Origin of the sequence: Aedoeadaptatus coli (genome assembly GCF_900343085.1) — a bacterium.
Lineage (GTDB): Bacteria > Bacillota > Clostridia > Tissierellales > Peptoniphilaceae > Aedoeadaptatus > Aedoeadaptatus coli.
Genome location: NZ_OPYI01000019.1, coordinates 1 through 23,947, shown reverse-complemented (window position 1 = coordinate 23,947; position 23,947 = coordinate 1). Strand labels below are relative to the sequence as shown.

24 protein-coding genes and 2 pseudogenes are annotated in these 23,947 nt (G+C 52.2%); 18 read left to right on the top strand and 8 right to left on the bottom strand.

Annotated elements, in window-relative coordinates; genetic code table 11:
• Positions 1 to 226 precede the first annotated feature (226 nt).
• The 3 genes from DG046_RS08970 (at position 227) to DG046_RS08960 (ending at position 3,867) form a co-directional block, all read left to right on the top strand.
• Positions 227 to 1,555: an ATP-binding protein gene (locus tag DG046_RS08970; RefSeq protein ID WP_108832170.1), complete on the top strand. Its 1,329-nt coding sequence runs from the start codon at positions 227 to 229 to the stop codon at positions 1,553 to 1,555.
• A 61-nt stretch (positions 1,556 to 1,616) separates the two neighbouring features.
• Positions 1,617 to 3,596 (top strand): DUF2075 domain-containing protein, encoded by a 1,980-nt coding sequence (locus tag DG046_RS08965; RefSeq protein WP_108832169.1) that lies wholly within the window; start codon positions 1,617 to 1,619, stop codon positions 3,594 to 3,596.
• Between the two features lie 10 nt (positions 3,597 to 3,606).
• On the top strand, positions 3,607 to 3,867 hold the full coding sequence (locus DG046_RS08960; protein WP_335340961.1) for a GMP synthase (glutamine-hydrolyzing): 261 nt from the start codon (positions 3,607 to 3,609) through the stop codon (positions 3,865 to 3,867).
• Between the two features lie 139 nt (positions 3,868 to 4,006).
• On the opposite strand, the gene DG046_RS08955 is transcribed toward DG046_RS08960, so the two are convergent.
• Positions 4,007 to 4,762: a hypothetical protein gene (locus tag DG046_RS08955; RefSeq protein ID WP_108832168.1), complete on the bottom strand. Its 756-nt coding sequence runs from the start codon at positions 4,760 to 4,762 to the stop codon at positions 4,007 to 4,009.
• A complete protein-coding gene (locus DG046_RS08950) occupies positions 4,759 to 5,241 on the bottom strand; it encodes an NAD(P)H-dependent oxidoreductase (RefSeq protein ID WP_108832167.1) in 483 nt (160 codons plus the stop codon). The genes DG046_RS08955 and DG046_RS08950 overlap by 4 nt, the downstream gene beginning before the upstream one ends.
• A 210-nt stretch (positions 5,242 to 5,451) precedes the next feature.
• On the opposite strand from DG046_RS08950, the gene DG046_RS08945 reads away from it, so the two are divergent.
• The 3 genes from DG046_RS08945 to DG046_RS08935 are packed head-to-tail and all read left to right on the top strand — an operon-like array spanning position 5,452 to position 7,777.
• Positions 5,452 to 6,252 (top strand): MerR family transcriptional regulator, encoded by an 801-nt coding sequence (locus DG046_RS08945; protein ID WP_199909612.1) that lies wholly within the window; start codon positions 5,452 to 5,454, stop codon positions 6,250 to 6,252.
• Positions 6,249 to 7,064, top strand: a complete 816-nt coding sequence (locus DG046_RS08940) for an ABC transporter ATP-binding protein (RefSeq protein WP_108832166.1) — start codon at positions 6,249 to 6,251, stop codon at positions 7,062 to 7,064. The genes DG046_RS08945 and DG046_RS08940 overlap by 4 nt, the downstream gene beginning before the upstream one ends.
• Positions 7,061 to 7,777, top strand: a complete 717-nt coding sequence (locus DG046_RS08935; RefSeq protein ID WP_108832165.1) for an ABC transporter permease — start codon at positions 7,061 to 7,063, stop codon at positions 7,775 to 7,777. Before DG046_RS08940 ends, DG046_RS08935 begins: the two co-directional genes overlap by 4 nt.
• Positions 7,778 to 7,857: 80 nt before the next feature.
• Here the strand turns inward: DG046_RS08935 and DG046_RS08930 are convergent, their stop codons facing one another.
• Both DG046_RS08930 and DG046_RS08925 read right to left on the bottom strand, forming a co-directional pair.
• A complete protein-coding gene (locus DG046_RS08930; protein ID WP_108832164.1) occupies positions 7,858 to 8,559 on the bottom strand; it encodes an LrgB family protein in 702 nt (233 codons plus the stop codon).
• Positions 8,552 to 8,923 carry a CidA/LrgA family protein gene (locus DG046_RS08925; protein ID WP_108832163.1) on the bottom strand — a complete coding sequence of 124 codons (372 nt, stop codon included), beginning with the start codon at positions 8,921 to 8,923 and terminating at the stop codon, positions 8,552 to 8,554. Before DG046_RS08925 ends, DG046_RS08930 begins: the two co-directional genes overlap by 8 nt.
• A gap of 344 nt (positions 8,924 to 9,267) precedes the next feature.
• On the opposite strand from DG046_RS08925, the gene DG046_RS08920 reads away from it, so the two are divergent.
• The 9 genes and pseudogenes from DG046_RS08920 to DG046_RS09850 all read left to right on the top strand — a co-directional run.
• Positions 9,268 to 10,542 carry an MFS transporter gene (locus DG046_RS08920; protein ID WP_108832162.1) on the top strand — a complete coding sequence of 425 codons (1,275 nt, stop codon included), beginning with the start codon at positions 9,268 to 9,270 and terminating at the stop codon, positions 10,540 to 10,542.
• 11 nt (positions 10,543 to 10,553) lie between these two features.
• A complete protein-coding gene (locus DG046_RS08915; RefSeq protein WP_108832161.1) occupies positions 10,554 to 11,714 on the top strand; it encodes an ArgE/DapE family deacylase in 1,161 nt (386 codons plus the stop codon).
• Between the two features lie 292 nt (positions 11,715 to 12,006).
• Entirely contained in the window at positions 12,007 to 13,026 is a 1,020-nt protein-coding gene (locus tag DG046_RS08910) for a hypothetical protein (protein WP_108832160.1), read from the top strand.
• 204 nt (positions 13,027 to 13,230) lie between these two features.
• Positions 13,231 to 14,019 carry an MBL fold metallo-hydrolase gene (locus DG046_RS08905; protein WP_108832159.1) on the top strand — a complete coding sequence of 263 codons (789 nt, stop codon included), beginning with the start codon at positions 13,231 to 13,233 and terminating at the stop codon, positions 14,017 to 14,019.
• A gap of 9 nt (positions 14,020 to 14,028) precedes the next feature.
• Positions 14,029 to 14,787 carry a 5'/3'-nucleotidase SurE gene (gene surE / locus DG046_RS08900; RefSeq protein WP_108832158.1) on the top strand — a complete coding sequence of 253 codons (759 nt, stop codon included), beginning with the start codon at positions 14,029 to 14,031 and terminating at the stop codon, positions 14,785 to 14,787.
• On the top strand, positions 14,780 to 15,688 hold the full coding sequence (locus tag DG046_RS08895; protein ID WP_108832157.1) for a DMT family transporter: 909 nt from the start codon (positions 14,780 to 14,782) through the stop codon (positions 15,686 to 15,688). The genes surE and DG046_RS08895 overlap by 8 nt, the downstream gene beginning before the upstream one ends.
• A gap of 73 nt (positions 15,689 to 15,761) precedes the next feature.
• Complete coding sequence (locus DG046_RS08890; RefSeq protein ID WP_108832156.1) at positions 15,762 to 16,547, top strand: hypothetical protein; 786 nt, start codon at positions 15,762 to 15,764, stop codon at positions 16,545 to 16,547.
• Complete coding sequence (gene cutA, locus DG046_RS08885; RefSeq protein ID WP_108832155.1) at positions 16,544 to 16,855, top strand: divalent cation tolerance protein CutA; 312 nt, start codon at positions 16,544 to 16,546, stop codon at positions 16,853 to 16,855. The genes DG046_RS08890 and cutA overlap by 4 nt, the downstream gene beginning before the upstream one ends.
• Before the next feature lie 79 nt (positions 16,856 to 16,934).
• Positions 16,935 to 17,681, top strand: a pseudogene (locus DG046_RS09850) (deoxyribonuclease IV); the annotation flags it as partial.
• Here DG046_RS09850 and glpK read toward each other — a convergent pair.
• From glpK to DG046_RS08860, 4 genes are read right to left on the bottom strand one after another with little or no spacing between them, the layout of a single operon-like run.
• Positions 17,572 to 19,230: a glycerol kinase GlpK gene (glpK, locus tag DG046_RS08875; RefSeq protein ID WP_199909611.1), complete on the bottom strand. Its 1,659-nt coding sequence runs from the start codon at positions 19,228 to 19,230 to the stop codon at positions 17,572 to 17,574. The pseudogene DG046_RS09850 and the gene glpK sit on opposite strands and share 110 nt — an antisense overlap.
• Positions 19,231 to 19,280: 50 nt before the next feature.
• Positions 19,281 to 19,838 (bottom strand): chromate transporter, encoded by a 558-nt coding sequence (locus DG046_RS08870; protein ID WP_108832153.1) that lies wholly within the window; start codon positions 19,836 to 19,838, stop codon positions 19,281 to 19,283.
• A 9-nt stretch (positions 19,839 to 19,847) separates the two neighbouring features.
• Positions 19,848 to 20,867: a PTS sugar transporter subunit IIC gene (locus DG046_RS08865; RefSeq protein WP_108832152.1), complete on the bottom strand. Its 1,020-nt coding sequence runs from the start codon at positions 20,865 to 20,867 to the stop codon at positions 19,848 to 19,850.
• A complete protein-coding gene (locus tag DG046_RS08860) occupies positions 20,867 to 21,433 on the bottom strand; it encodes a chromate transporter (protein ID WP_108832151.1) in 567 nt (188 codons plus the stop codon). Before DG046_RS08860 ends, DG046_RS08865 begins: the two co-directional genes overlap by 1 nt.
• A 65-nt stretch (positions 21,434 to 21,498) precedes the next feature.
• Between DG046_RS08860 and proC the strand changes: the two genes are divergently transcribed.
• From proC to DG046_RS08845, 3 genes and pseudogenes are all read left to right on the top strand, one after another.
• A complete protein-coding gene (gene proC / locus DG046_RS08855) occupies positions 21,499 to 22,254 on the top strand; it encodes a pyrroline-5-carboxylate reductase (protein WP_159082114.1) in 756 nt (251 codons plus the stop codon).
• Positions 22,255 to 22,341: 87 nt separating this feature from the next.
• Positions 22,342 to 23,700: an MATE family efflux transporter gene (locus tag DG046_RS08850; protein WP_108832149.1), complete on the top strand. Its 1,359-nt coding sequence runs from the start codon at positions 22,342 to 22,344 to the stop codon at positions 23,698 to 23,700.
• 166 nt (positions 23,701 to 23,866) lie between these two features.
• Positions 23,867 to 23,947, top strand: a pseudogene (locus DG046_RS08845) (IS200/IS605 family transposase); the annotation flags it as partial.

The window sequence follows — 23,947 nt, the reverse complement described above, 5'->3', positions numbered from 1 at the left end:
GCAAAACTTTCATCATTTCCGAACAAAACTGCTTTTTGTCTGTTCAAAAGATCGGTGATAGATGGCATTTGGGAAAACAAAAAGGAGCCTAGTTTTCACTAGACTCCCCAATGGTTGACATAGAACCTTTTTAATGCGTATTTGCATGAAAAGCACCGATTTTCTAATGCGTATTTGTAGTATAATGGCCTTAATTATAATGCGTATTTGAAAGTAGGTGCATTCCATGTTCAAACGAAAGATCTACGACAAGCTCCTGGAGTGGAAAAAAACTTCTGCCGGAAAAACGGCCTTGTTGATTGAAGGTGCTAGGCGCATAGGAAAATCTACCATTGTCGAAGCCTTTGGAAAAAATGAATACGAAAGCTATATCCTGATCGACTTCGCCTTTGCGCCGAAGCACGTTCTGCAGCTGTTCGAAGACATGAACGATTTGGATTACTTTTTTCTGCAATTGCAATTGCAATACGGGGTGAGCCTACATGAGCGAGCATCTCTGATTATTTTTGACGAGGTTCAATTTAATCCCTTGGCGAGACAGGCCATAAAAAAACTCGTCGCCGATGGGAGATATGATTACATCGAGACAGGCTCCCTTATCTCCATTAGGAAAAACGTCGACAAGATCTTGATTCCAAGCGAAGAGCGGAGGATCGCCATGTACCCCATGGATTTTGAGGAATTTTTATGGGCCACAGGAGACGATGCCACCTTTGGGCTGCTGCAGCACGCTTTTAACGAAAGGATTGCTCTGGGCGAGGAGCAAAATAGGCGCATGATGCGAAAATTTCGCCTATACATGCTCATCGGCGGCATGCCTCAGGCAATCCAAGCCTATTTAGAGACGAATAATTTTGAAATGGTGGATCAGGTGAAGCGAGACATCATCAATCTCTACGAGGAGGATTTCTATAAAATCGACCCCAGTGGAAAAATATCGACGCTTTTTGACGCCGTGCCAGCGGAACTTTCTAGAAATTCGTCCAGGTACCAAGTTTCCAGTGTGTTGAAAAACAGTCGCGCATCACAATTATTGGAAGAAATTTCAGAATTGAAAGCCTCCATGACCGTGAATGTGGCTTATCATACCAACGACCCGGCTGTCGGCTTGGCAACGAATGAGCATCTTGAAAAGTTTAAACTGTATTTAGCGGACACCGGCTTAATGGTAAGCCTGATGTTCAAAGATAGGGACTTCACGGAAAACACGGTATATAAAAAGCTCCTCAGCGATAAATTACCCAAGAACCTGGGAATGCTCTACGAAAACGTCGTGGCCCAACTATTTTCATCCAAAGGCTACCGGCTTTTTTACTACGCTTCCTACGACCCTGAACGTCGGCGGACATTTGAGGTAGACTTTTTACTGCCGGAGAAACACAAACTCAGTCCCATCGAGGTGAAGTCGTCGAACTACAGAAAGCATCGCTCCCTAGATGAATTTCGAGAAAAATATTCCGATCGCATCGCCTCCCCTTGCGTCATTCACGGGAAGGATTTAAAAAAAGAACAGGGCGTGCTCTATTTGCCTTTCTATATGGCGCCATTTTTATAAAAAGGGAAGGGTGGATGAAAGAATTTGGGCAAGGATTGCCAAATGATGAAGGAGGAAGAGGATGGGGCGATTAAACGCCTATTATGAGTCGACGATTAGTGAATTTTTAAAGCGATCCCAAGAGGCTATTTTAGGAACCATTATGGGGAATGATATTTCGGCGGAGACGCGCAATCTTCAGCGGAATACGTGGAAAGACGAAATCGCCATTTTGAAAAGAGAGCTTAAGGATTTTGATGAATCCAATGGCAGAATTTTATTTGAATACACGATCCCCCGCATGGGCAAGCGCGTAGACGCCATTGTCTTGTATCGAAACATCGTCTTTGTTTTGGAATTTAAATGCGGGAGCGAGCATTATTATCGCGCCGACTACGACCAGGTTTATGATTATGCCCTGGATTTAAAAAATTTTCATGAGGAAAGTCGCCATCGATTCATCGTGCCCATCCTGATCGCTACGGAGGCACCCCACGTGCCAAATGAAATAGAATTCAAGGATCAAGTGATGTGGCCGCTAAAATGCAATGACAGTGAACTTGGGGCGCTTATTCGAAGCGTAGCCAAGGGTTATCCTCAAGAGCCCTTCTCTTACGATGCGTGGATCAACAGCCCCTATCGGCCTACGCCCACCATCGTGGAGGCAGCCCAGGCTCTCTACATAAATCACGACGTGAAAGAGATTACGCGAAACGATGCGGGAGCGAAAAACATCACTGTCACTACCGATGCCGTCAACAAAATCATCGACAAAAGTAAAGTCGAAGCCCGAAAGTCCATTTGTTTCGTCACCGGGGTACCGGGTGCGGGCAAAACTCTAGTAGGCTTGAATTTAAGCACGCAACGAGCCAATGCAAAAAAAGACGAGCATGCGGTCTTTTTATCGGGAAATTATCCGTTGGTTAAGGTGTTGCAAGAGGCCTTAGTCGAGAACAAAGTAAATCAGATGAAAAGCCGCGGATTAAAGGCGACGAAGGATGACGAACGACGGGCTGTGAAGTCTTTTATTCAGATTATTCACAAGTATCGCGATTCCTTTGTAAACAACGATCATGTTCCACCAGAACACGTCGTGATCTATGACGAGGCCCAACGTTCATGGAATGCGGAGCAGATCGAAAAGTTCATGAAAAACAGGAAAGGGATAAACGATTTTCAACATAGCGAACCCGAATTTTTAATTAGCACCATGGATCGCCACAGCGACTGGGCCGTCGTCGTTTGCCTGATCGGTGGCGGACAAGAGATATATACTGGAGAAGGCGGACTTCCGGAATGGTTTCATGCCTTAAGGCATCGGTTTAAGGACTGGGACATCTATATTTCCGATCATTTAAAGGAAGAATACGTCATGGATAGCACATGGGAAGAGATGATCGGCGATTTGGATACGATCACAGTGGAAGATTTGCATCTTTCAGTGTCTTTGCGCTCGTTTCGAACACCAGATTTAGCAGATTTTGTAAAAGCGATGTTGGACATTGATTGTGAGCAGGCAAAAAAGAGCTACGCAAAAATTCGAGAGAAATACCCTATTTGTATCACGAGGGATCTGGATCGCGCAAAAACATGGGTGCGGGAGAAGGCGCGGGGAACCCAGCGTTACGGCCTGCTTGCGACGAGCGGTGCCTTGCGCCTGAAACCGGAAGGAATCTTCGTCAAAAACAAAATTAATGAGGCCAATTGGTTTTTAAAAGGCAAAGACGACGTCCGGTCCTGCTATGGCCTAGAAGATGTGGCTACCGAATTTGCCGTTCAAGGGTTGGAACTGGACTACACCATTGTCGCCTGGGATGCGGATTTGCGCATGAGCCATGGGAGGTGGGAGTATAAGAGGTTTAAAGGCACCGTGTGGAACAATATAAATAAGCGAGAAGATCAGATTTATTTGAAAAATGCCTATCGGGTCCTCTTGACGCGGGCGAGACAGGGCATGGTTCTTTTTATTCCGCAAGGCTGCGACGAGGATGAAACGAGGCAGTCTATCTTTTACGATGAGACGTATAATTACTTGACTAGCTTGGGAATAGAAGAAATTTAAAAGCGAATGAATGGCAGGTGAATCGATGGACAAGGCCTTTGACGAAATGTTGGATCGCATCGTCGGCGTCATGGGCGACTTCAGAACCTACGACTACACCCTGGCATTGCGCGCCGTCACCACCAGCGACTTCATGACCGCCGATTGGGCCCGCATCCCCTACGAAGTGCTGGACAAAGTGAGCGTCAGGATCGTCAACGAAGTGGAACACATTAACAGGATCGTGTACGATATCACGTCGAAACCCCCGGAAACCATTGAATGGGAGTAAGGAGAGAAGCAAAGGATAGGCACAGGCCTATCCTTTTTTAATGCGTATTTGTATTAAATCGGCCGATTTTAAACTGCGTATTTGCATAAAGCATCGTCATTCTAAACTGCGTATTTGCAATTCAGTCCATCCTCCGCTTTCATAAAAAAGCGTCGGTGGGCTTTTTCTTTGCGAGCCAGCCGCGAAATAACCCGCCTTGAAGAAGGGAGGCGATAAAGAAGAACACATCGGCGACGACGATAAAGACGAAGGCGGGCAGGAGGATGCGGGTGTATTTTTTGCCGAAATCTTCTTGCCTGCGGATGTGCCGCGCCAGGGAGATGAGCTCGAGAAGGGCGGCGGATGCCAGGGCGCCGTTGATGAGCAGGTTTAAAAGAAAGTTTTCTGCGGGCTCTTTTACGATCCAACGCCCCTCGGCGAGGTAGCCCGCAAAAATGACGATGAGCATCAGGAAAAATTGCGCCGCCAAGAGGATTCGAATGACGTTGAGCATGACGCCGCCGCCGATGCCCAGCCCGCCCATAAAGGAAAAGCCGCAGGCCGCGGAGAAATTTTCCATGATGGCCATGAGGGGCGCGTTTTGCCGCCCTTCGATAAAGCCGTTGTTTACGACGACCCAGACGCGTGGATGCAGATCCTCTTCCTTGGCGAACGCCTCCAGGGCTTCTAAAAAGGCCAAGACGTGGCCGGGGACGCCGTCCACATAAAGGGGCATGGCGAAGAGCAGATTGTCCGCGCCTTTTAGCGTATACAAAACAGGGCCGTAGCGGGAAGGGACCGTGGGGATCGCCACAAAAGTTTTTTCGCTGCCGATAAAAAGCGCCGCAAGTTTCAGGAGAAAGGCCGACGCGCTCAGCCGCTTCTTCGGGCTGCCGCAGAGCAGGACCGTCTTCATGTCAGCGCCTCCTTCACATCGTCCGAGGAGGGGAAAAATTCCACTCGGTGGCGAAGGTAGCCCTCGTTTACGGCATTGTTTGCGACGAGAAGCTGCCAAGTCGCCTTTTCCCTTTCCGTCACGGGCCCGTAGACGGAAACGAGAAAGGCGTCTTTTTTGCCGTAGCGCAGGCCGTGGTGCATCTTCCCGCCCCGATAGGTGGAAAGGGGCGTGGAGGTGCCGATGGCCCGGTCTAAAAGGATCTTCACTTGGGGGCTATATGAGCCGTAGCAATTTCTCGTAGCGATTATCAGCGTGTCCGCCTCGCCGAGCACTCGAGCAATTTCCTCGAGGGAATCCTTATAGTCGCAGCGGGCCGGGTGCTTGGTCCAGCAGTGAAAACAGCCCTTGCAGGGCGCGTACCTGCCGTCGGCTACGATCACCTTATCTGCGGCGAAGCTCCACTCCGCGCCGATCATGTCGTGAATCAAAAGTTTCATGGATCGTCTCCTGCATAAATTACGAAGGATTACATAAATCCAGTATACATCCTTCGGAGGCGGTGGCTCGTTAAATTTGTGTAAATTGAATTTTAAAGCGTGGCCATGGAGTGGTTCGAGCGTGGATAAGAAAATACAGTGTTTCACTTACAGGGTCTTGTTTGTGACCCTACGTAATGATGTATAGTAAAGCACAGGAGGTCGATCGACGTGACAAAACATCGAAGCATACCGCCGGAGTTCATGACGGTGGGAGAGGTGGCAAAGAAAATGGGCGTAACGGTTCGGACGTTACAGTATTATGACAAGGAGGGCCTATTATCTCCTTCTGCGGAAAGTGAGGGCGGAAGGCGGCTTTATACGGACAAAGATCTTGTTCGCCTCCATCAAATAAAGGCCTTAAAGTCCTTGGGTTTTTCATTAGACGCCATTAAACATCGCTTGATTTCTCTGGAGACCCCGGAGGATGTGGCTGCAGCTCTCGCGGATCAGGCGGATAGTATACGGGAGAAAATTGAGTTGCTAAAGGCTTCTCTGACATCAATCGAGCAGTTGCGGGAAGAAGTATTGCAAATGCAGACGGTCAATTTTAAAAAGTATGCAGATATTATTGTGAATTTGCAAATGAAAAACGACTCATACTCCCTTATCAAACGCTTCGATGATGAGACCCTCGATAAGATTCGCAATCGCTTTAACAAAGAAAGCGGATTAAAGTTTATGGATCGCTTGAATCGCTTAAGCGATGAGATCCTCGCCCTCCAAGAGGCGCAGGTGCCTCCGGAAAGCGAGCGGTGTCAAGAGGTTGTGGAAGCGTATTGGGAATTGATCATGGAATTTACAAATGGCGATATGACGATGCTCCCGAAACTCATGGAGATCGGCACCATCGACACGGCAACCAATGCCTGGGAAGAAAGACAAAAAAAGATAAATGACTACCTGGAGCCGGCTCTGAAAATTTATTTTTCGACGCCGGGGAAGGATCCGTTGATTGGGGTGAAAGAATGAATCGCGCGATCGACGTTCGTGGTTTAAAGAAAAGTTACGGAAAGAACCAAGTGCTCAACGGGTTAAGTTTTTCTATCGAAGAGGGCGAGACCTTCGCCCTCCTCGGCGTAAACGGCGCGGGAAAGACCACGGCCTTGGAGTGCATCGAGGGCTTGAGAAGCTACGACGGCGGATCCATCGACGTGAAGGGTAAAATGGGTATACAATTGCAGTCTTCGTCTCTGCCCGCCCATATAAAACCCATGGAGGCCGTCGGATTGTTCTCAACATGGAGCCGATCGAAATTGGATCCGGCCACCCTCGATGCGTTGGGCATACAGAATATGGAGAAAAAACAATACGGCCAATTGTCCACAGGACAAAAAAGACGACTGCACCTGGCCCTCGCCATGATCGGCGATCCGGACATACTCTTTCTCGACGAACCCACGGCGGGCCTGGATGTGGAGGGCAGGGTTTCACTGCACGACCGGATTCGTAAACTGAAAGCACAGGGCAAGACCATTGTTTTGGCCAGCCACGATATGGCGGAGATTGAAACGTTATGCGACCGTTTGGCCATATTAAATCGCGGCCGGATCGCTTTCTGCGGCACGGTATCGGAACTTACAGAAACCATTGGAAAAAAATACCTCATCCACATTAAAACCCGAGACGGCGTCAGTACCTACGAGACGGACACCGTTGAAGATACATTGATTTCCCTACTTCAGGATTTAAAGAAAAAGGGTACCCATCTTTTGGACATAAAAGTCGATCGCGGAACATTGGAACAGCATTTCATCGAAATGGCAAGGGGGAAAGAAGAATGAGAGGTTTTTTATACGGCATCGCCTTGCAGTGGAAGTTGGATATGCGGAGCAAATCCCTCTTGGTAGCCTGCTACATTGTTCCGCTGATATTTTTCCTCCTTATGGGCGGCATCTTTACATCCGTTATGCCGGAAATGGAAAACACCCTCATTCAGTCCATGATCGTCATGAGTGTTTCCATGGGGGCGTTTATCGGCATGCCGCCGTCGCTCATTGAGACCTACGGAAGCGATATTAAAAAAATGTACAAGGCAAACGGCGTGCCCGTATACTTGGGTCTTATTACCACGTTGATTTCAGCCTTTCTTCATCTCTTGCTTACCGGCATCGCCATCGTTATGCTTGCGCCGATTTTATTTGATGCGACCTTGCCTTCGGATCTTCCGGCCTTCTTTCTCGCCTTGGCCATCTATATTCTCGTGTCTTTAAGCATAGGAAGTGTTTTAGGATTAACCATAAAAAGTCAAGCGAAATTGACCATGGTCGCGCAACTGGTTTTTTTGCCGTCGATCATGCTGTCGGGCATTCTGTTTCCCGGTTCGCTCCTTCCCGATGGTTTGGAAAAAATAGGGCGAATCTTTCCTGCACCTTGGGGTTTTAAGTTGATGCTGAATCACGGCTTCTGCTATGACAATCTATGGTACATGGCCCTTCTCTTTATTGTGGCGGTCATTGTCTGTGGCATCGCCGTAAAAAAACAAGCAAAAAACTAGTTTAAAACGCAATAAAAAATCGAGTGCGCACATGCTCACTCGATTCATGATTTTCAGCGCGCCTTCGGGCGCTTTTTCTTTTACAATCCCAGCAAATTAATCAACAAGGGCATCACAACGGAGGCGATAATGGCGTGGAGCCCGATGGTTAATCCGCTCATGGCGCCTTCCACTTCGCCCAGGGTAATGGCGTAGCTGGTGCCCACGGCGTGGGCGGCGGTGCCGATGCCCAAGCCTTTGGAGACGGGGCTTTTAATTCGCGCAAGTTTGATGCAGTAGGGCGCGATCACGGCGCCGACAATGCCGGTCAAGATGACAAACATGACGGTAATGGAGACGATCCAGCCCATTTTTCCGGAAATTTCCATGGCGATGGCGGTGGTCACGGATTTCGGAATGGATGCAAGGAGCACCTCTTGGGGCACGGCCATCACATTGCCTAAAAAGACCACAAAAAGCACCACAAAGACGCAGCCCACGGTGACCGAAATAAGGACGGGCACCAGGTACTTAATCAGGGTGTCTTTTTGTTTGTAAAGGCTCACGCCGATAACGATGGTTTCCACCGGGGAAATCACCATTTGAATCATGGAGCCGCCGGCTTGGTAATTTTTCAAGGGGATGTCGAAGACGGTGAGGACCAGGATAATGGCGATAATGGAAAACAAAAGGGGATTTAAAATAGGCGCGTTTAAGCGGGTGCTGAGCTTCGAAAACAAAATAAAGAACAGAATCGAAAGAACCAGCCCGAAATAAGGGGTTTGGGTGATGAGATCAAGCATCTTTTTTGCCTCCTTTCACTTTTTCCTGCATGGCGATAATCACGTCGCTCACTTTTCCGGTGACCATCATGGTGGCGCCGGTGGAGATCACGATGATCACGACGATTTTAAGCCACACGTCCAGAGAAAATTCCGAGAAATACTCCATGACGGCCACGCCCACGGGGATAAAAACGATGGCTAAGTACTTGTTGGACAGATGGATCACATCTTTTAACTGATCCAATTTGACGATTTTGAATTCCAGCAAGAGGAATAAAATTAAGGCGGCGATAATCGTACTGGGGAAGGGAAAGGGCAGGAGGCCGGAAATAATTTGGCCCAAAAGCGCCGTCCCGAACATGACGAATAATTGGAATAACACGTTTTCACTCCTTACTTAGTTTTTTAAATAACATAGCTCCTCTAATATATAAAACAAAAGGATTTATTACAAGGAAAAAATAAAAAATTGCAGAAATATAACGTATTTACCGCACAATTATACAAAGCACTGAATTTATCGAGGCGAAAGCGATAAAATTGAGCGGGAAAAGGCGGGAAAACGAACGCAATGTATTAAAAATAATGTATGCTGCATTCCGTGGATCGACATTAAAACGAAAATCAGGTGAAATAAAAGCCTTTCTCCGAGTAAAAAGGTTTTTTAAAAAAATATAGGGTATACATCAGAGCAAATTAAGAACGTGTAAAATGAGGGGGGTAGTTATGAAACGCGAATCCAATCGAGAAGGCGGTTTCCATTACGCCTGGGTAATTTTAATCGTGGCCATGATGGTCCTCGGGGTCTATGTGCCGGTGGTGAATTCCCTGTCCAACACCTGGCAGATCGCCGTTACCGAAGACCTGGGCTTTTCCAGAACGGCCTTTTCTTTTACGGGCACCATTACCCAGGCCGTGGGGATTTTCCTCGGGCCCGTCGTCTCCGTGTTTCTGACGAAATATAATTTCAAGCGCATTTGGACGGCGGCGGCCATCGCCTTTGCCGCGGCGGTGTTCGGGTATTCCCTGGCGCAAAATCAATACCAATTTTACGCCCTGGGCCTCGTCGTCGGTGCCGCCTACATAACCACGGCGCAAATTCCCATGATGATGCTCATTAACAACTGGTTCTCGGACAAAAAGGGCCTGGCCACCTCCATCGCCGTCTCCGGCATCTCCGCCGGCGGCGCCCTGTTGAGCCCCTTGGTCAACGGCCTCATCGCCAATGTGGGCTGGCGCATGTCCTATCGGGTTTACGCCATGATCATTCTGGCCCTGGCCGTGGTCTTCGGCGTCTTCTTGATCTATCTGAAGCCGGAAGATAAGGGCATGAAGCCCTACGGCTACAAAGAATCCGACGACTTGCCGGCAGATCCCACCAAGGACACGAACAAATCCTTAAACGTCGGCCTTTCCATCGCCGCGTCCATGTCCTGCAGCTTCTTTATCTTCCTGCTTTTGGGCTCGGTCATGAACGGCCTGGCCAACGGCGCCTCCCTGCAATTTCCGCCGGCCCTGCAAGAAGCGGCGGGCTTTCAAACGGCGGGCACCGTCGTATCCATTTACCTCTTGCTCGGCGTCTTCGGGAAACTCCTCTTGGGCCGCATCGCCGATAAATACGGCATCTACCACGCCCTCTTCTTCGGCGCAAGCACTTTGGCCTTAAGCTTTGTGGCCATGCTCTTTGCGCCCTTTGCATGGGGGCCCTGGCTCGTGGCCGTGGTCTTCGGCTTCGGCCTGGCCCTGGGATCCGTCCTTCCGCCCCTCGTCACCGCCTCCATTTACGGGCGCGCCATGTACGGCGAGGCCTACGGCTTCGTGCAATCCTCCACCCAAGTGGGGGCGGCCTTCGGTCCCTTGCTCGTATCCTACATCTTCGACGCCTCCGGCAGCTACCACATCGCCTGGATCATCAACATCGGCTTTGCCCTGCTCACCGGCCTCTTGTGGCTCCTCGCCCATAAAAACGCCGAACCCTTCGCCGGAAAGACAGAAAAATAAAGGAGACAGCCATGAAACGACACCTGAAAATTTTACAAGAACTCATTCAAATTCCCTCGGTCAACGACGAGGAAGAAGAAGTGGCCCAATACATCGCCGGGCTCTTTAAGGACTATGAATCCATCGAAACAGAAATCATAAATTCCTATCCCGGCAGGGACAACATCCTCGTGAAGCTGAAAGGCGCACGCCCCGGCAAAATCTTTGCCGTTTCCGGCCACCTGGACGTGGTGGAAACAGGGGATGGCTGGACGCACCCGCCCTTTGAAGGTGTCATCGAAGGCAATAAAATGTACGGCCGCGGCACCTGCGACATGAAAGCCGGCGTGGCGGCGGCCCTGGCCATGATTCTGGATCTCGCCGATGAAGGCGCGGACTTCGCCGGAGAAATTTGGTTTATCGGCACCGTCGGCGAAGAAGTGGGCATGCAAGGCGCACTGGATTTGGTGGAAGGCGGCTACCTGGATAAGGTCGACGGCATCGTCATCCCCGAGCCCACGAAGCGCGACGGCGAAAACCAAGCCATCTTCGCCTCCAAAGGCTCCATTATGTACACCATTCACGGCGAAGGCAAAGCCGCCCATTCCTCCATGCCCGAGCTCGGGATTAACGCCATTATGACCGCGGCGGAATTCATTCAAAACACCCAAAAAGAATTCGACGCCGTTACAAACAACCCCGATTACCGGAACGACGAACTGGGCGTGACACTCAACGTCTTTTCCGTCATCGAAGGGGGCCGGCAATTCAACTCCGTGCCCGATTACGTGGTCATTAAAGGCAACGCACGCACCGTGCCGGAATACGACTCCGCCCGCGCCGTGGCGCTCCTTCAGGCCGCCGTGGACAAAAACAACGAAAATCCCGAGAACGCCACCCTCACATTGGAACTGAACCAAGTGCTGGATGCTGCTCAATCGAAAAAAGAGTCGGCCCTGATTCGCGCCCTGAAAGAAGCTGGCAAAGACAAAAACATACAGGTCCGCCCCCTCATCGGCACCTGCGAACTCTCCCGCTACATTCACCTGCCCCAAGATGTGGACCTCGTGGTCTACGGCCCGGGCCTTACGAAAATGGCCCATAAAATCGACGAATACATCGAAATCGACGAATACGAAGACACGATCCGCATCTTTAAAGACATGGCGATGCTCTTTACGGAAGGCAAATAGTGCGAAAGGCACAGACCCCGCGGTCCGTGCCTTTTTTATCGTCTGCAATAGGAAAATAGGCGAGTTTTAAACGGATAAATGCCATAAAAACAATGGAAAACTCATACATTACCTGATATGATAGAAATAATATAGAAAAGGACGGTGGGAGATGAATGGTTTAGGTAAATTCCCCGAAGAAACAGGCAGACAGCGCCGTCTGCCTCCTTTTAATGTCCGCTTCACAACAGGCAAAAGAACTTATCTTTTGAACAGATAGCTTCTTTTGCCTGTTATTATTTTGGTAGAAAGCATGAAAAAGGTGCACGCAAAGAGACATTGGATCTTCTTTATGGTCTTGGCCCTGGTGCTGGTATTGGAAAAGACCCCTGTTTTCGCTGCGAGCGTCGGTAATTTTAACGAATTAAAAAATGCAGTGGCAGCCGGCGGAGAGATTACGTTAAAGCAGAATATCACCGTGACGGAAACCTTGGTGATAAAGAAGGATGTGGTTATTTCCGGGGACCCGAAGAATCGTCCTAAATTAATATTGGCTGATGGTTTCTCCAAAGATCAAATGTTTAAAGTCCCCGAGGGAAAGAGCCTCACATTGAATGACATTATCTTAGACGGAAAAAGCAAAGGGCGCTTAATCAACGTCAAAGGCGGCACCGTCATTCTGAAAATGGCAGATTTACAAAACGGATCGACGGAAACGTTGAAACAAAATGCAAGTAACGACCAAAACTTTTCCGGCGGCGCCATCCTTGCGACGAAGGGTGTGAAACAAGGATCGACAGTCACAATCAAGGGCGGATTCTTTGTGGACAATAACACCGGTTCCAAAGTTTTATCCAAAGACAGGTTTTCCGAAGGCGGTGCCATTAAGATCGAGGATTCGACGCTGACGATCGACGGTACATCTTTCATAGACAATCACTTGGATAGCTCGGCTACAGAAGGCGGTCGTCAAGGGGGCGCCATCGAAGCGACGCGAACGAACGTGGAGATCGCCAACGCGCGCTTTACTATTTTTGGACCCTTCAATACAGGTGGCGGCATAAAGTTTGAAAACTGCTCCGAGGCCTCTGTTAAAGACTCTACTTTTATGTTGAAAAGTTATAAGGACATAGTCGGCGTGGCCGGAGGGGCGATCACCTCGGAAGGATCGAATTTAACCATTGATAACTCCATTTTTAATACGGGCAAGGGATCTTACGTTCAAGAATCCGGTGGCTTGATTCAAGTTGCAGGCACGGGCCATTCCTTCTTCGACGTGCCCGCAGGCCACTGGGCCCAAGCCGCCATTGATTCGCCGAGGCGGTCAAGATGAACTTAACCGCGCTTACGAAAAGTGGATCGCCATTTTACATAAGCGGGCCGCGAGATAATTTAAATTTTCCCGAAGTCGGAGCTCCTCCGGTTTCGGGGATTTTTTTGCGTGCTTTTGTAAATTTCCCGTGGGGCGTATGAGAAGAATGTGTTTCCTCCCTTTTCCCGGGCGAAGAGTTTGCTATAATAGGCTGTGGAGGAAACTATGAAATTTTGTGCAATCGCCAGTGGCAGCAGCGGCAACTGCCAATATATAGAAACGAACGAAAAAAAGATTTTAATCGACGCCGGCTTAAGCGGCAAGGCCATCGAGGAAAATTTGCGGGCCGTGGGGGTGGATCCCTCGGAACTGGACGGCATTTTCGTCACCCACGAGCACAGCGATCACGTAAAGGGCGTGGGAATTTTGGCCCGCCGCTATGGGCTGGATGTCTTCGCCAACGAGAACACGTGGATGGCCATGGCCAAGACGATTAAGCGGGTGGACGATCACAAGCGCCACGTCTTTCAAACGCAGCAGCCTTTTTCCTACGGGGATCTGGACATTGTGCCCATGGGGCTGTTTCACGACGCCGCCGAGGGCACGGGTTATGTGATTCGCTCGGGGGGCAAGAAGCTTTCCGTGCTCACGGACACGGGCTGGGTGAATACATCCATGCTCGAGAAGATGAGCGGCAGCGATCTCTATTACATCGAGAGCAATCACGACGCGGAGATGCTTCAAACGGGGCCCTATCCCCGCATATTAAAGGACCGGATCGCATCGACGCGGGGCCATTTGTCCAATGAACACTGCGGGGAGCTTTTGACGGGGCTCTTGGAGAAGCGGGGCGAGTACGTGGTGCTGGCCCATTTGTCTGAGGAAAACAACCGGCCCCTGTTGGCGGCGCGGGCGACCCGGGAAATTTTGGCGGAGCACGCCATTTACGAAGGCAGGGATTTTATTCTAGAAGTGGCCAAGGCCAAGGCGCCTTCCCGCTTCATCGAGCTCTAAGGAGGATTTATGAAGATTCTTTTGACCAACGACGACGGGTATTTTGCTCCGGGCATTCAGGCCCTGGCCAAGGTGTTGGCCGAGGAACACGAGGTGGTGGTGATTGCGCCTGAGGAAGAGCATTCCGGCCAAAGCCACGCCATTACGATTAAGCATTCGTTGATCGTGAAGCCTGTGGAAATCGAAGGGGTCGATGTGGAAGCTTACAGCGTGAGCGGCACGCCGGCGGACTGTGTGCGGGCCGGGCTCGACAAGATCGTGCCCTGGAAGCCCGATGTGATTTTCTCGGGCTGCAACGCGGGCTACAACGCGGGCATGGACATTATTTATTCCGGCACGGTGAGCGCCGCCATGGAAGGGGTGCTTTTGGGGATTCCCTCCGTGGCCGTCAGCGCCCGCTGGGTCAAGGGGCAGTGCCGCTACGACACGGCGTCGTCCGTGGCGAAAAAGATTTTCGACAAGGTAAAGAAGCCCTTTCTTTCTTCGGCGAAACCCATGGTGTTGAATATCAATGTGCCTTATTTAGACGAGGACGAATTAAAGGGCCTTCGCGTGGCGGAAATCGGCGACAATGCCTACGACTATTACTTCGAAGAGGAAGTCGACGGGGAACGCCGCCTGTCCCTCAAGGGCCGAAGCACCATGGAACACGCCCCGGGCACGGACCGCTACTACCTGGAGCGGGACTTTGTCACGGTGACGCCGGTGATTTACGGCTTGGCGGATGCGGAGGAGATGGACCGATTGAAGAGTTGGTTGGATGACTAGAGCCCTGTCGCGAAAGGGGAGGGCCAATCTCATGCTCCTCGCCCTGGCCATGATCTGGGGCGGCTGCTTTGTGGCGGCGAAGATCGCCATGGATAGTTTCGACGCCTATTTTATTATGGTGCTGCGCTTTCTGGTCGGCTCTCTTGTCCTGTGTTTGCTCTTTCCCAAGGATCGAAAAAAGATCGACAAGACTACGGTCATCGGTGGGGCGGAAGTGGGATTTTTGTTGGCGACGAGTACGGCTTTTCAAATGGAAGGTTTGCGGTACACGACGCCGGCCAATCAGACCTTTATTCTCGTCATTTACGTGGTGCTCGTGCCCCTTTTGCGCTTTCTCATCGCCGGGATTCGTCCGGGAAAAAACATTATTGTGGCGGCGGTTCTCACCGTATTCGGCGTGGGCTTTTTGACCCTGGGCCCCTCCCTGGTTTTAAACCGCGGCGACGTGTTGAGTTTTATTATGGCCATTCTTTTTACTGTAGAGATTTTACGCATCGACCACTACATGCCCAAAGTTGAAAGCGCCATCGCCTTTACCATGGTGCAGCTTTTCGTGGCGGGGGTGGCGTCCATCGTGCTCTTTTTCATTTTCGGCGAAGGCACGGTCATCGCTCCCGTGACCCACAAGACCCTTTTGGCCATGGGCTACATCGTGCTTTTGAACACGGTGGTGGCGTTTTATCTGCAAAACGGCGCCCAACGGGACGCGAGTCCCGACGAGAGCGCCCTGATTATGAGCACGGAATCTCTTTTCGGCACCTTCGCCGCCTATTTTTTCGCCGGCGAGGTCTTTTATCCGAAGAAGATCTTGGGCTGCGCCTTGATCCTCACGGGGCAATTCGTGTCCCAGGCCCTGCCCGCCATTCGAAAAATCAACGGCAAACGGCGGGTTCCTATGTAAAAAGCGTGAAATTTATTGCCTCGTTGGGTATAAAGAAATGTAAACCGCATTCAAAATCCGAAAGGAGCTGCTTATGAAGAAAACAACCATGGATATTTACAAGGCCATGTTTCCCAGTTTACTTATTTATCTTGTCATCGTCGCCGCCTTCAGCCAAATTTTTGAAATGATGGGCTTGGGAACCGACGCTTTTATGACACCGGGAGCGAATCCCGCCATGCCCATGCCGGAATTTCACTTCGGCACCATGGCCGGCGTGTCCCTTCTCGTTCACTCGATTTATTTAATCGCCGTGGGCCTCGTGGGCTACGGGCTGATCCTCATGATCTATCGCATGGCCCGCTACGGCACGGAGCCGGAATTTGTCGACGCCTTTTTCTTCTTTGATCCGAAGCTGGTCTCCTCGATCGGCACGTATATTATCGAAAAAATTCTCACCGTCGTTTTTTTCCTCTTGCTCATTGTGCCGGCGATCATCTTTTCTCTGGCCATGGTGCCCTTAGGCGCCGTCATCGGAATCGACGGCATTCGCGGGCGAGAAGGCGTCTTTACGCCCATTAAGGAATCCTGGCAAATCACCAAGGGCCACAAGGGCATGATTTTCGGCCGCATGGCCATCGTCGTCATCATCGTTCTCGTGTTTTCCGGGGGCATCGGCGTGGCCGCTGCGGCATCGGGCATGACCCAGGGCGCGTTGATGAAGGTATTGAATGTCGTGAGCACGGTCATCTTCGGCCTCATCGGCTACGCCGCCGTGGTGGATATTATTCGGGAACTGGTGGCGCGCGGCGCATTCGATGAAATCGACCCGATTTATGAAGAAATCGAGGATGAAGAAATCCAAGGGGAGGTTCTATGAGTTACTTAAAAGTTGAAATTTTTGTACCGGAAGATTTCGTCGTGGAGCTCGCCAATGATTTAAACGAAGCGGACATTTTTCGCGAAGGCAATTACGACTACACCTTCAGCCTGACGAAGGTGGAAGGCCACTGGCGGCCCCTGGAAGGCGCCGATCCCTACGACGGCGTCGTCGGTCAGGTGCAGACGCGGGAGGAAATGAAGATGGAATTTCGCATCGCCGAAGAGGACCGGGAAGAAGTACAGCGGATCATCGACCGCATCCACCCCTACGAGGTGCCCGTGGTCAATTACATTCCCCTGGCTTAATCGAGAGATTTCGAAGAGAGTGCCTGCGGGCACTTTTTTCTTGCGCCTTTTGAGGAGTTAAGAAAGAAAGGAAAATACTATGCTTACGATCGGCTACCACACCTCCACGACGTCGGGTTTTGTAAAGACCATGGAGGAAGTGAAGACCTTTGGCGCGAGTACATTTCAGTTTTTTACGCGCAATCCCCGGGGCTCCAAGGCCCGGGAATTGGATATGGCGGACATGGAAAAGTTTATTCGACAGAAAAATGCTTTCGGTCCCGTCGTCGCCCATGCCGCCTACACCATGAATTTGGCTTCGAGCCGGGAGGATGTGCGCAAAAAGAGCTTCGAGATCTTCACCTCGGACATGGATCTCCTGGGCCACTACCCGGAGGATACGGTCTACGTCTTTCATCCGGGCAGCCACACGAAAGACGGTGGGTCGGTGGGCGTGGAGCGGATTATTCGCGCTATGGATCAGGCGAAGGCATTATTTCCCCATCGCGCCATTTGCCTCGAGACAATGAGCGGCAAGGGCACGGAAATCGGGTATCGGCTCGAGGAGATCGCACAAATCATCGACGCGGTGGCTTCGGAGGATGTGGGCGTGGTGTTGGACACCTGCCATTTGTTCAGCGCCGGCTACGATCTCTCGGATCCCGAGGCGTTTTTTAATACCTTCGACGAATTAATCGGCCTTGAAAAAATTAAGGCCGTTCACGTGAACGACTCCCTCACCCCTTTCGGTGCAAAAAAAGATCGCCACGCACCGGTGGGTGCGGGCGAAATCGGTTTGGATGTGATCGGGCGGTTTCTCTATGCCGATCCCGTGAAGAACCTCCCCATGATTTTGGAAACGCCGGGGGATGGTGCGGATCACGAGAAAGAAATTCAGCGCCTGGTCGCCTTCGGTCAATCCATGTGATTGGCCATGGTGGGGCCACGGCTTTTTTCCAGCGGGCGCGTTCCGCGGTGAGATCGGCACCGGTGGGGGCGAAGACTTGGGCCTTTGAGGCCCGTTTTTTTATGTCCGCAATGTCCTTGTAGAGGCCGCAGCCCATGCCCGCCATAAAGGCGGCGCCCAAGGCCGTGGTCTCCACCAGCGCCGGCCGGTGGACGGAGCGGTGGATGGCATCGGCCAAGGTACGCATCAAATAATCGTTGTGGCTTACGCCGCCGTCCACGAGAATGCGGTCGTGGCTCGCCTTTAAATCCTTTTCCATGGCGTCGATGACATCGGCGCTCATGTAGGCGATGGCGTCGAGGGCCGCCTTCACCAGGTGGGCCTTGGTCGTGGAGCGGCTGATGCCGAAAATGGTGCCTCGGGCCTCGGGATCCCAATAGGGCGTGCCCAGGCCCGTAAAGGCCGGGACGAAGACCATGGGATTTTTCTCCGTCACGCTTTCGGCCAAGGCCGCCGTCTCATCCGGGGAGGCGATAAGGCCAAGATCGTCTTTCAGCCATTGAATCACACTGCCGCAGGCGAAAATGCTGCCCTCCATGGCATAGACAGGCCCCTCGCCGATGTCCCAGGCGCAGGAGGAGAGGAGGCCGTGTTCGCTGATAATGGGCGCATGGCCCGTGTTCATCAAGACAAAGGCGCCGGTGCCGAAGGTGCTCTTCACTTCGCCCACCTCGAAGCACTGCTCGCCGAAGAGGGCGGATTGTTGATCGCCGATCATGCCCGTAATGGGAATGGAAATGCCGAAGTGTTCCGCCAGGGTATCGCCGAAATGGGCCGCCGTGGGAAGCACTTCCGGCAAGCAGGCCCGGGGAATGTTGAAAAGCTTCAAGAGCGCCTCGTCCCAATCCAGGCTGTGAATGTTAAAGAGCATGGTGCGGGAGGCGTTGGAAATGTCCGTGCGGTGCACGCCGCCGGTGAGGTGGTAGAGGAGAAAGCTGTCCACGGTGCCGAAGAGGACTTCGCCTTTTTCCGCCTTCTCCCGCGCGCCTTTTACGTGGTCGAGGATGTAGGCGATTTTTGTGGCGGAGAAGTAGGCGTCCACCTCCAGGCCCGTCTTTTCACGGATCATGTCGCCGTAGCCCGCCTCTTTCACGGCCTCCGCCCGATCGGCGGTGCGGCGGCACTGCCACACAATGGCCGGGGCGATGGCGCGGCCCGTTTTCTTGTCCCAAAGAATGGTGGTCTCCCGCTGATTGGTAATGCCCATGGCCACGATGTCTTTTCGATCCACCTGAGCTTGGGCGATGGCTTCGGCGCAGACGCCCACGGTGGTGGCCAGAATTTCCGCGGGATCCTGTTCCACCCAGCCCGGGTGGGGAAAGAATTGGCGGAAGGATTTTTGCGCCACGGAGATCACCCGGGCGTCTTCGTCAAAGAGAATGGCCCGATTGGACGTGGTGCCCGCGTCGATGGCCAGAATGTATTTCATGATTCACCTCGGTTTAGAAAAATTCCCCGCAACCGCGGGGAAGAAACAACTTACGCGAAGAAGGGCAAGGCCAGTTTTAAGGCGATGCCGAGAACAGCGCCCAGCATAATGAGCTTGATAAGGTCCATTTTTTTCGCGTAGAGCACGCCGCCGACGATAAAGGTAATGAGGGCGACGATTTCCAAATTGCCCCCTTCCGGCCACAGGGCGTTTTTAAACATGTCGTAGGAAGCGATGAAGATCAGGCCGATGATCCCCGCCTTGATCCCTCGAAGGAGCATGTCCATGAGGCGGAAGGAGCGCTGTTTCGTAAAAAGGAAGTAGGCCAGGGTAAGGATGATGATGGTTTGCGGCGCCGTCACCCCCGCCGTCGCCACCACCGATCCCACGGGCCCGGCCACTTGGGCGCCGACGAAGGTGGCGCTGTTAATGGCGATGGGTCCCGGAGTCATTTGGCTGATGGTCACCAGATCCGTAAACTGGGTCATGGTGAGCCAGCCTTCCTGCTCCACGATAAACTGCTGGATCAGGGGAATGGTGGCGTAGCCGCCGCCAAAGGAGAAGAGGCCGATCTTAAAGAATTCAAAAAATAATTTCGCAAGTAACACGGCGGCCTCCTAAATGTCCAGGCGCATGTCTCCGTCGGCGATCCAGCCCCGCTTTTTCATGGCGCGGTAGACGATATAGCTGATGAGGCCGGGCAGAATCACGTGGAGGGCGAGGATCACGAGGATGAGTTTCGAAAAGGGCATGGCGCCTTCCATGGCTTGGATGGTGCCGATCTGTCCCACGAGGCCGCTGGTGCCCATGCCGCTTCCCAGAGGCGTGTTCTTCAGCTTAAAGACCACGGTGGAAAGGGGCGCGATCACGGCGCCGGCCACGGTGGGCGGAATCCATATCCTGGGATTTTTCACGATATTGGGCATTTGAAGCATACTTGTCCCGAGGCCTTGGGCGAAGAAGCCGTCGAAGCCGTTGTCTTTAAAGGAGATCACGGCAAAGCCGATCATTTGCGCCGAGCAGCCGATGGTGGCCGCTCCGCCGGCAAGGCCCGCCAGTGAAAGCATCATGCAAATGGCGGCGCTGGAAATGGGTAGGGTGAGGGCGATGCCCACAATGGTGGCCACTAAAATCCCCATGACGAAGGGCTGTTGTTCCGTGGCGGCCATAATGAGCTTGCCCACGCTTTCCATAAGCCATTGAATGGAGGGGCCCACCAAGACGGCGATCAAGGTCCCGGTGAGGACGGTGACCGCCGGGGTGACGAGGATGTCCACCCGGGTTTCCTTGCTGATGAGCTTGCCCGCTTCCGCCGCCACAATGGCCGCGATGTAGACCGCCACCGGGCCGCCGATGTCGTAGCTCGCAGCCCCCACGACGGAAGATGCGAAGAGCACCAAGGGCGGCGCGTCCAGGGCGAAGGCGATGGACATGGCGATGGCGGGGCCTGTGGCCGCCTGGGCCATGGGCCAGAGGGTGTCCGTTAAAAAGGGAATATTCAGCTGGGTGCCGATGGTGTTTAAAATGGTGCCGATCAGCAAGGTGGCGAAGAGGCCGTAGGCCATGGCCCCCAAGGCGTCGATACCGTAGGTCTTTAAATTCGGGTGCACGTTCTTCTTGTGCAGAAATTCTTTCATCAGTGTCCTTCTTTCGTGTGATCTTCAAATTTTGTAATGCAAATGCCGCTGAAACCTAAAAGCAAAATAATCAGTGCCGTATTAATATCCGTGAGCATCCCCAGGGCCGTGGCCACGAGAATCATCACCACGGAAAAGCCGTGGTCGTCTTTTATGGCCCGCTTGCCCATGCGGTAGGTGGTGAGAAAGAGCACGGCGGAAATAATCCCGCTGATCCCCACCAAAGCCGCGTTGACGTAAAAGTTTGAGCGGAACTGGCGGTAGGCCATGTTAATGGAGAGAATAATCACCAGACAGGGCAGCACGCTTGCGATCAAACACACCATCGCCCCCGCCGGGCCCCGCAATTTGTATCCCGTCAAGAGGGAGGCGGAGATGGCCATGGCGCCGGGCCCCGATTGGGCCAGAGCCACGATGTCCAACATATCGTCTTCACTGATCAGGGGCTGGTGCTCCACAAACTCGTCCCGAATAATGGGCACGATGGTGTAGCCGCCGCCGAATGTAAAGGTGTTGATCTTTAAAAATGTAAAAAATAATTTTTTCAGAGAAATCGTCTTATCCATGCATGACCTCCTGTTCAATAGTATACTGTAAGGAGAATAGCGCTTCAAGAAAGGAAGGGACGCAAATGAATATTGGCATTATCGGTCTCGGCAATATGGGCCGGGCCCTCTACGATTTATTTTTAAAAGAAGGCCACGAACTTTTCGTCGGCTGCCCCCACGAAAAAGACATCGCCACCTTCCAAACCCGGGACAACGCGGATGTCGTGGACCATTCCGATATTTTGTTTATCGCCACCAAGCCCTACAAAGTGGCGGAGGTCATGGAAGAAATCGTGCCGAAAGTGGAAGGGCAGATCATCGTGTCCATGGCCGCCGGGGTGAGCCTTGAGCGCCTGCAAAAAATGGCGCCCACGGAAAAAATCATCCGCATCTTGCCCAACACCCCCATCGCCGTGGGCAGCGGCGTCATCGCCTACACCCCGGGCTACGCCATGAGCGCGGAGGAAAAGGCGTCCTTTGAAGATCTCTTAAAGGGCGCGGGGGAAATCATCGAGGTGGAGGAAAAGGATCTGGACATCGTCACGGCCCTCACCGGTGCCACCCCGGCCTTTGTGGCCATGGCAATCGAAGGCTTCGTCGACGGGGCCTGCGCCTGCGGCATGAAGCGGGAATTGGCCTACAAGCTGGCGGCGAAAGCCGTGGCGGGCACCTGCGATCTTATGACGGAAAAGGGACTGCATCCCGGCCAATTAAAAGACGGAGTCACCTCCCCGGCCGGCGCCACCATCGAAGGGGTCATGGTACTTGAATCCATGGCCATGCGCTACGCCTTCGCCCAATCCATAATTAAAACCGTGGAAAAGGGAAAAAATCTGTAAAATTCCGCCGTTTCGGTGGGAAAATCCCCCGGCCTGTGTTAAGATAATTCATCGTAAAATGAAGAAAAAATAAGAAAGGGAGGGACTATGAAACGAGAAAATGTCAATTTAACGGAAGGCGTGATCTGGAAAAGCCTTCTCAGCTTTACGCTCCCTCTCCTCCTTTCCGCTTTACTGCAGCAGCTTTATAATACCGTGGACCTTTTGATCGTCGGCCGCTTCGCCGGAAAGATCGACATGGCTGCCATCGGCGCATCCGGCGCCATTACCGTCCTCGTCGTGGCCCTGTTTATGGGCCTTTCCACCGGGGCCTCCGTCTTGGTGGCCCAGCATTACGGCGCGAAGGATCGGGCCGCCCTCTCCAAGGTGGTGCACACCAATTTCGCCATCGCCCTTTACGGCGGCTTGGTGCTTACGATCTTCACCGTGATCTTCACGCCGCAATTTCTCGCCATGATCGACACACCGCCGGAAGTTATGGGCCCCGCCGTGCGCTACATGCGCATTCTTTTCGCCGGGCTCATTCCCGTCATGGTCTACAATATGGGCTCGGCGGTGCTTCGAAGCGTCGGCGACAGCGTGCGCCCCTTCAACTTCCTCGCCATTGCCGCGGGACTGAACATCGTCCTCGACCTGATTTTCGTCGGCGTGTTTAAAATGGGCGCCGTGGGGGCAGGGATCGCCACGGTCCTTGCTCAATCCGTGTCGGGCATCCTCGTTATGTTGAGCCTCTTGAAGACCACGGACATCTACCGCCTGCGCATGAAGCGCATTCGCTTCCACAAGGAAACATTAAAGCACATCGTGGCCATCGGCCTGCCCGCCGCCGTCTCCGGGGGCTTAATCGCCATGTCTAATGTCATCATTCAGGCGCAGATCAATGTCTTCGGCGCTCAGGCCATCGCCGGGGTGGCCGCGGCGAGCCGCGTCGACGGCTTCGTCTTTACATCCCTCGAGGCCTTCGCCCTGGCCATTACCACCTTCGTGGGCCAAAACATCGGCGCGAAAAAATGGGAGCGCCTGAAGTCCGGCATCATCACGGCCCTGGTCATGACCCTTCTCTTCGTGGCCTCGGTCTCCACGATCCTCGTCGTGTTCCGCACGCCCCTGATGAAAATCTTCACTTCGGAAAAAGACGTCATCTTCTACGGAACGAAAATGATCGTGATCCTGGCGCCCTTCTACGTCATCTTCTCCGTGACGGAAGTCCTCTCCGGCGCCATTCGGGGAAGCGGCACCGCCGTGCCCATTATGATCATTACCTTAATCGGCATGTTTATCATTCGCCTGGGCTGGATCTTTACCGCCATGCCCATGTACAAAACCATCGACATTATCTGCTGGAGCTACCCGATCAGCTGGGTCTTCACCTGCATCATGACCCTGATTTATTACTTCAAGGGAAAATGGCGAAAGAACATGGACGTGCCGGAAGCAAAAAAATAAAAGGTTGTCGCAAAATTGCGGCAGCCTTTTTTTGTGCGCTTTAGCATGAATAAACCACCAGCTATGCTGGTGGTAGGCGTAAAAAGCTTTAGCTTTAAGTAAAAAAAGAACCTCCCATGATAAAATTATTGTGTTATCGGCAATAAAATATCAAGGAGGTATCCATATGGATAAGAACAGCTTAGCACATACAAGTTGGAATTGTAAGTATCATATCGTGTTTGCACCAAAATATAGGCGGCAAGTT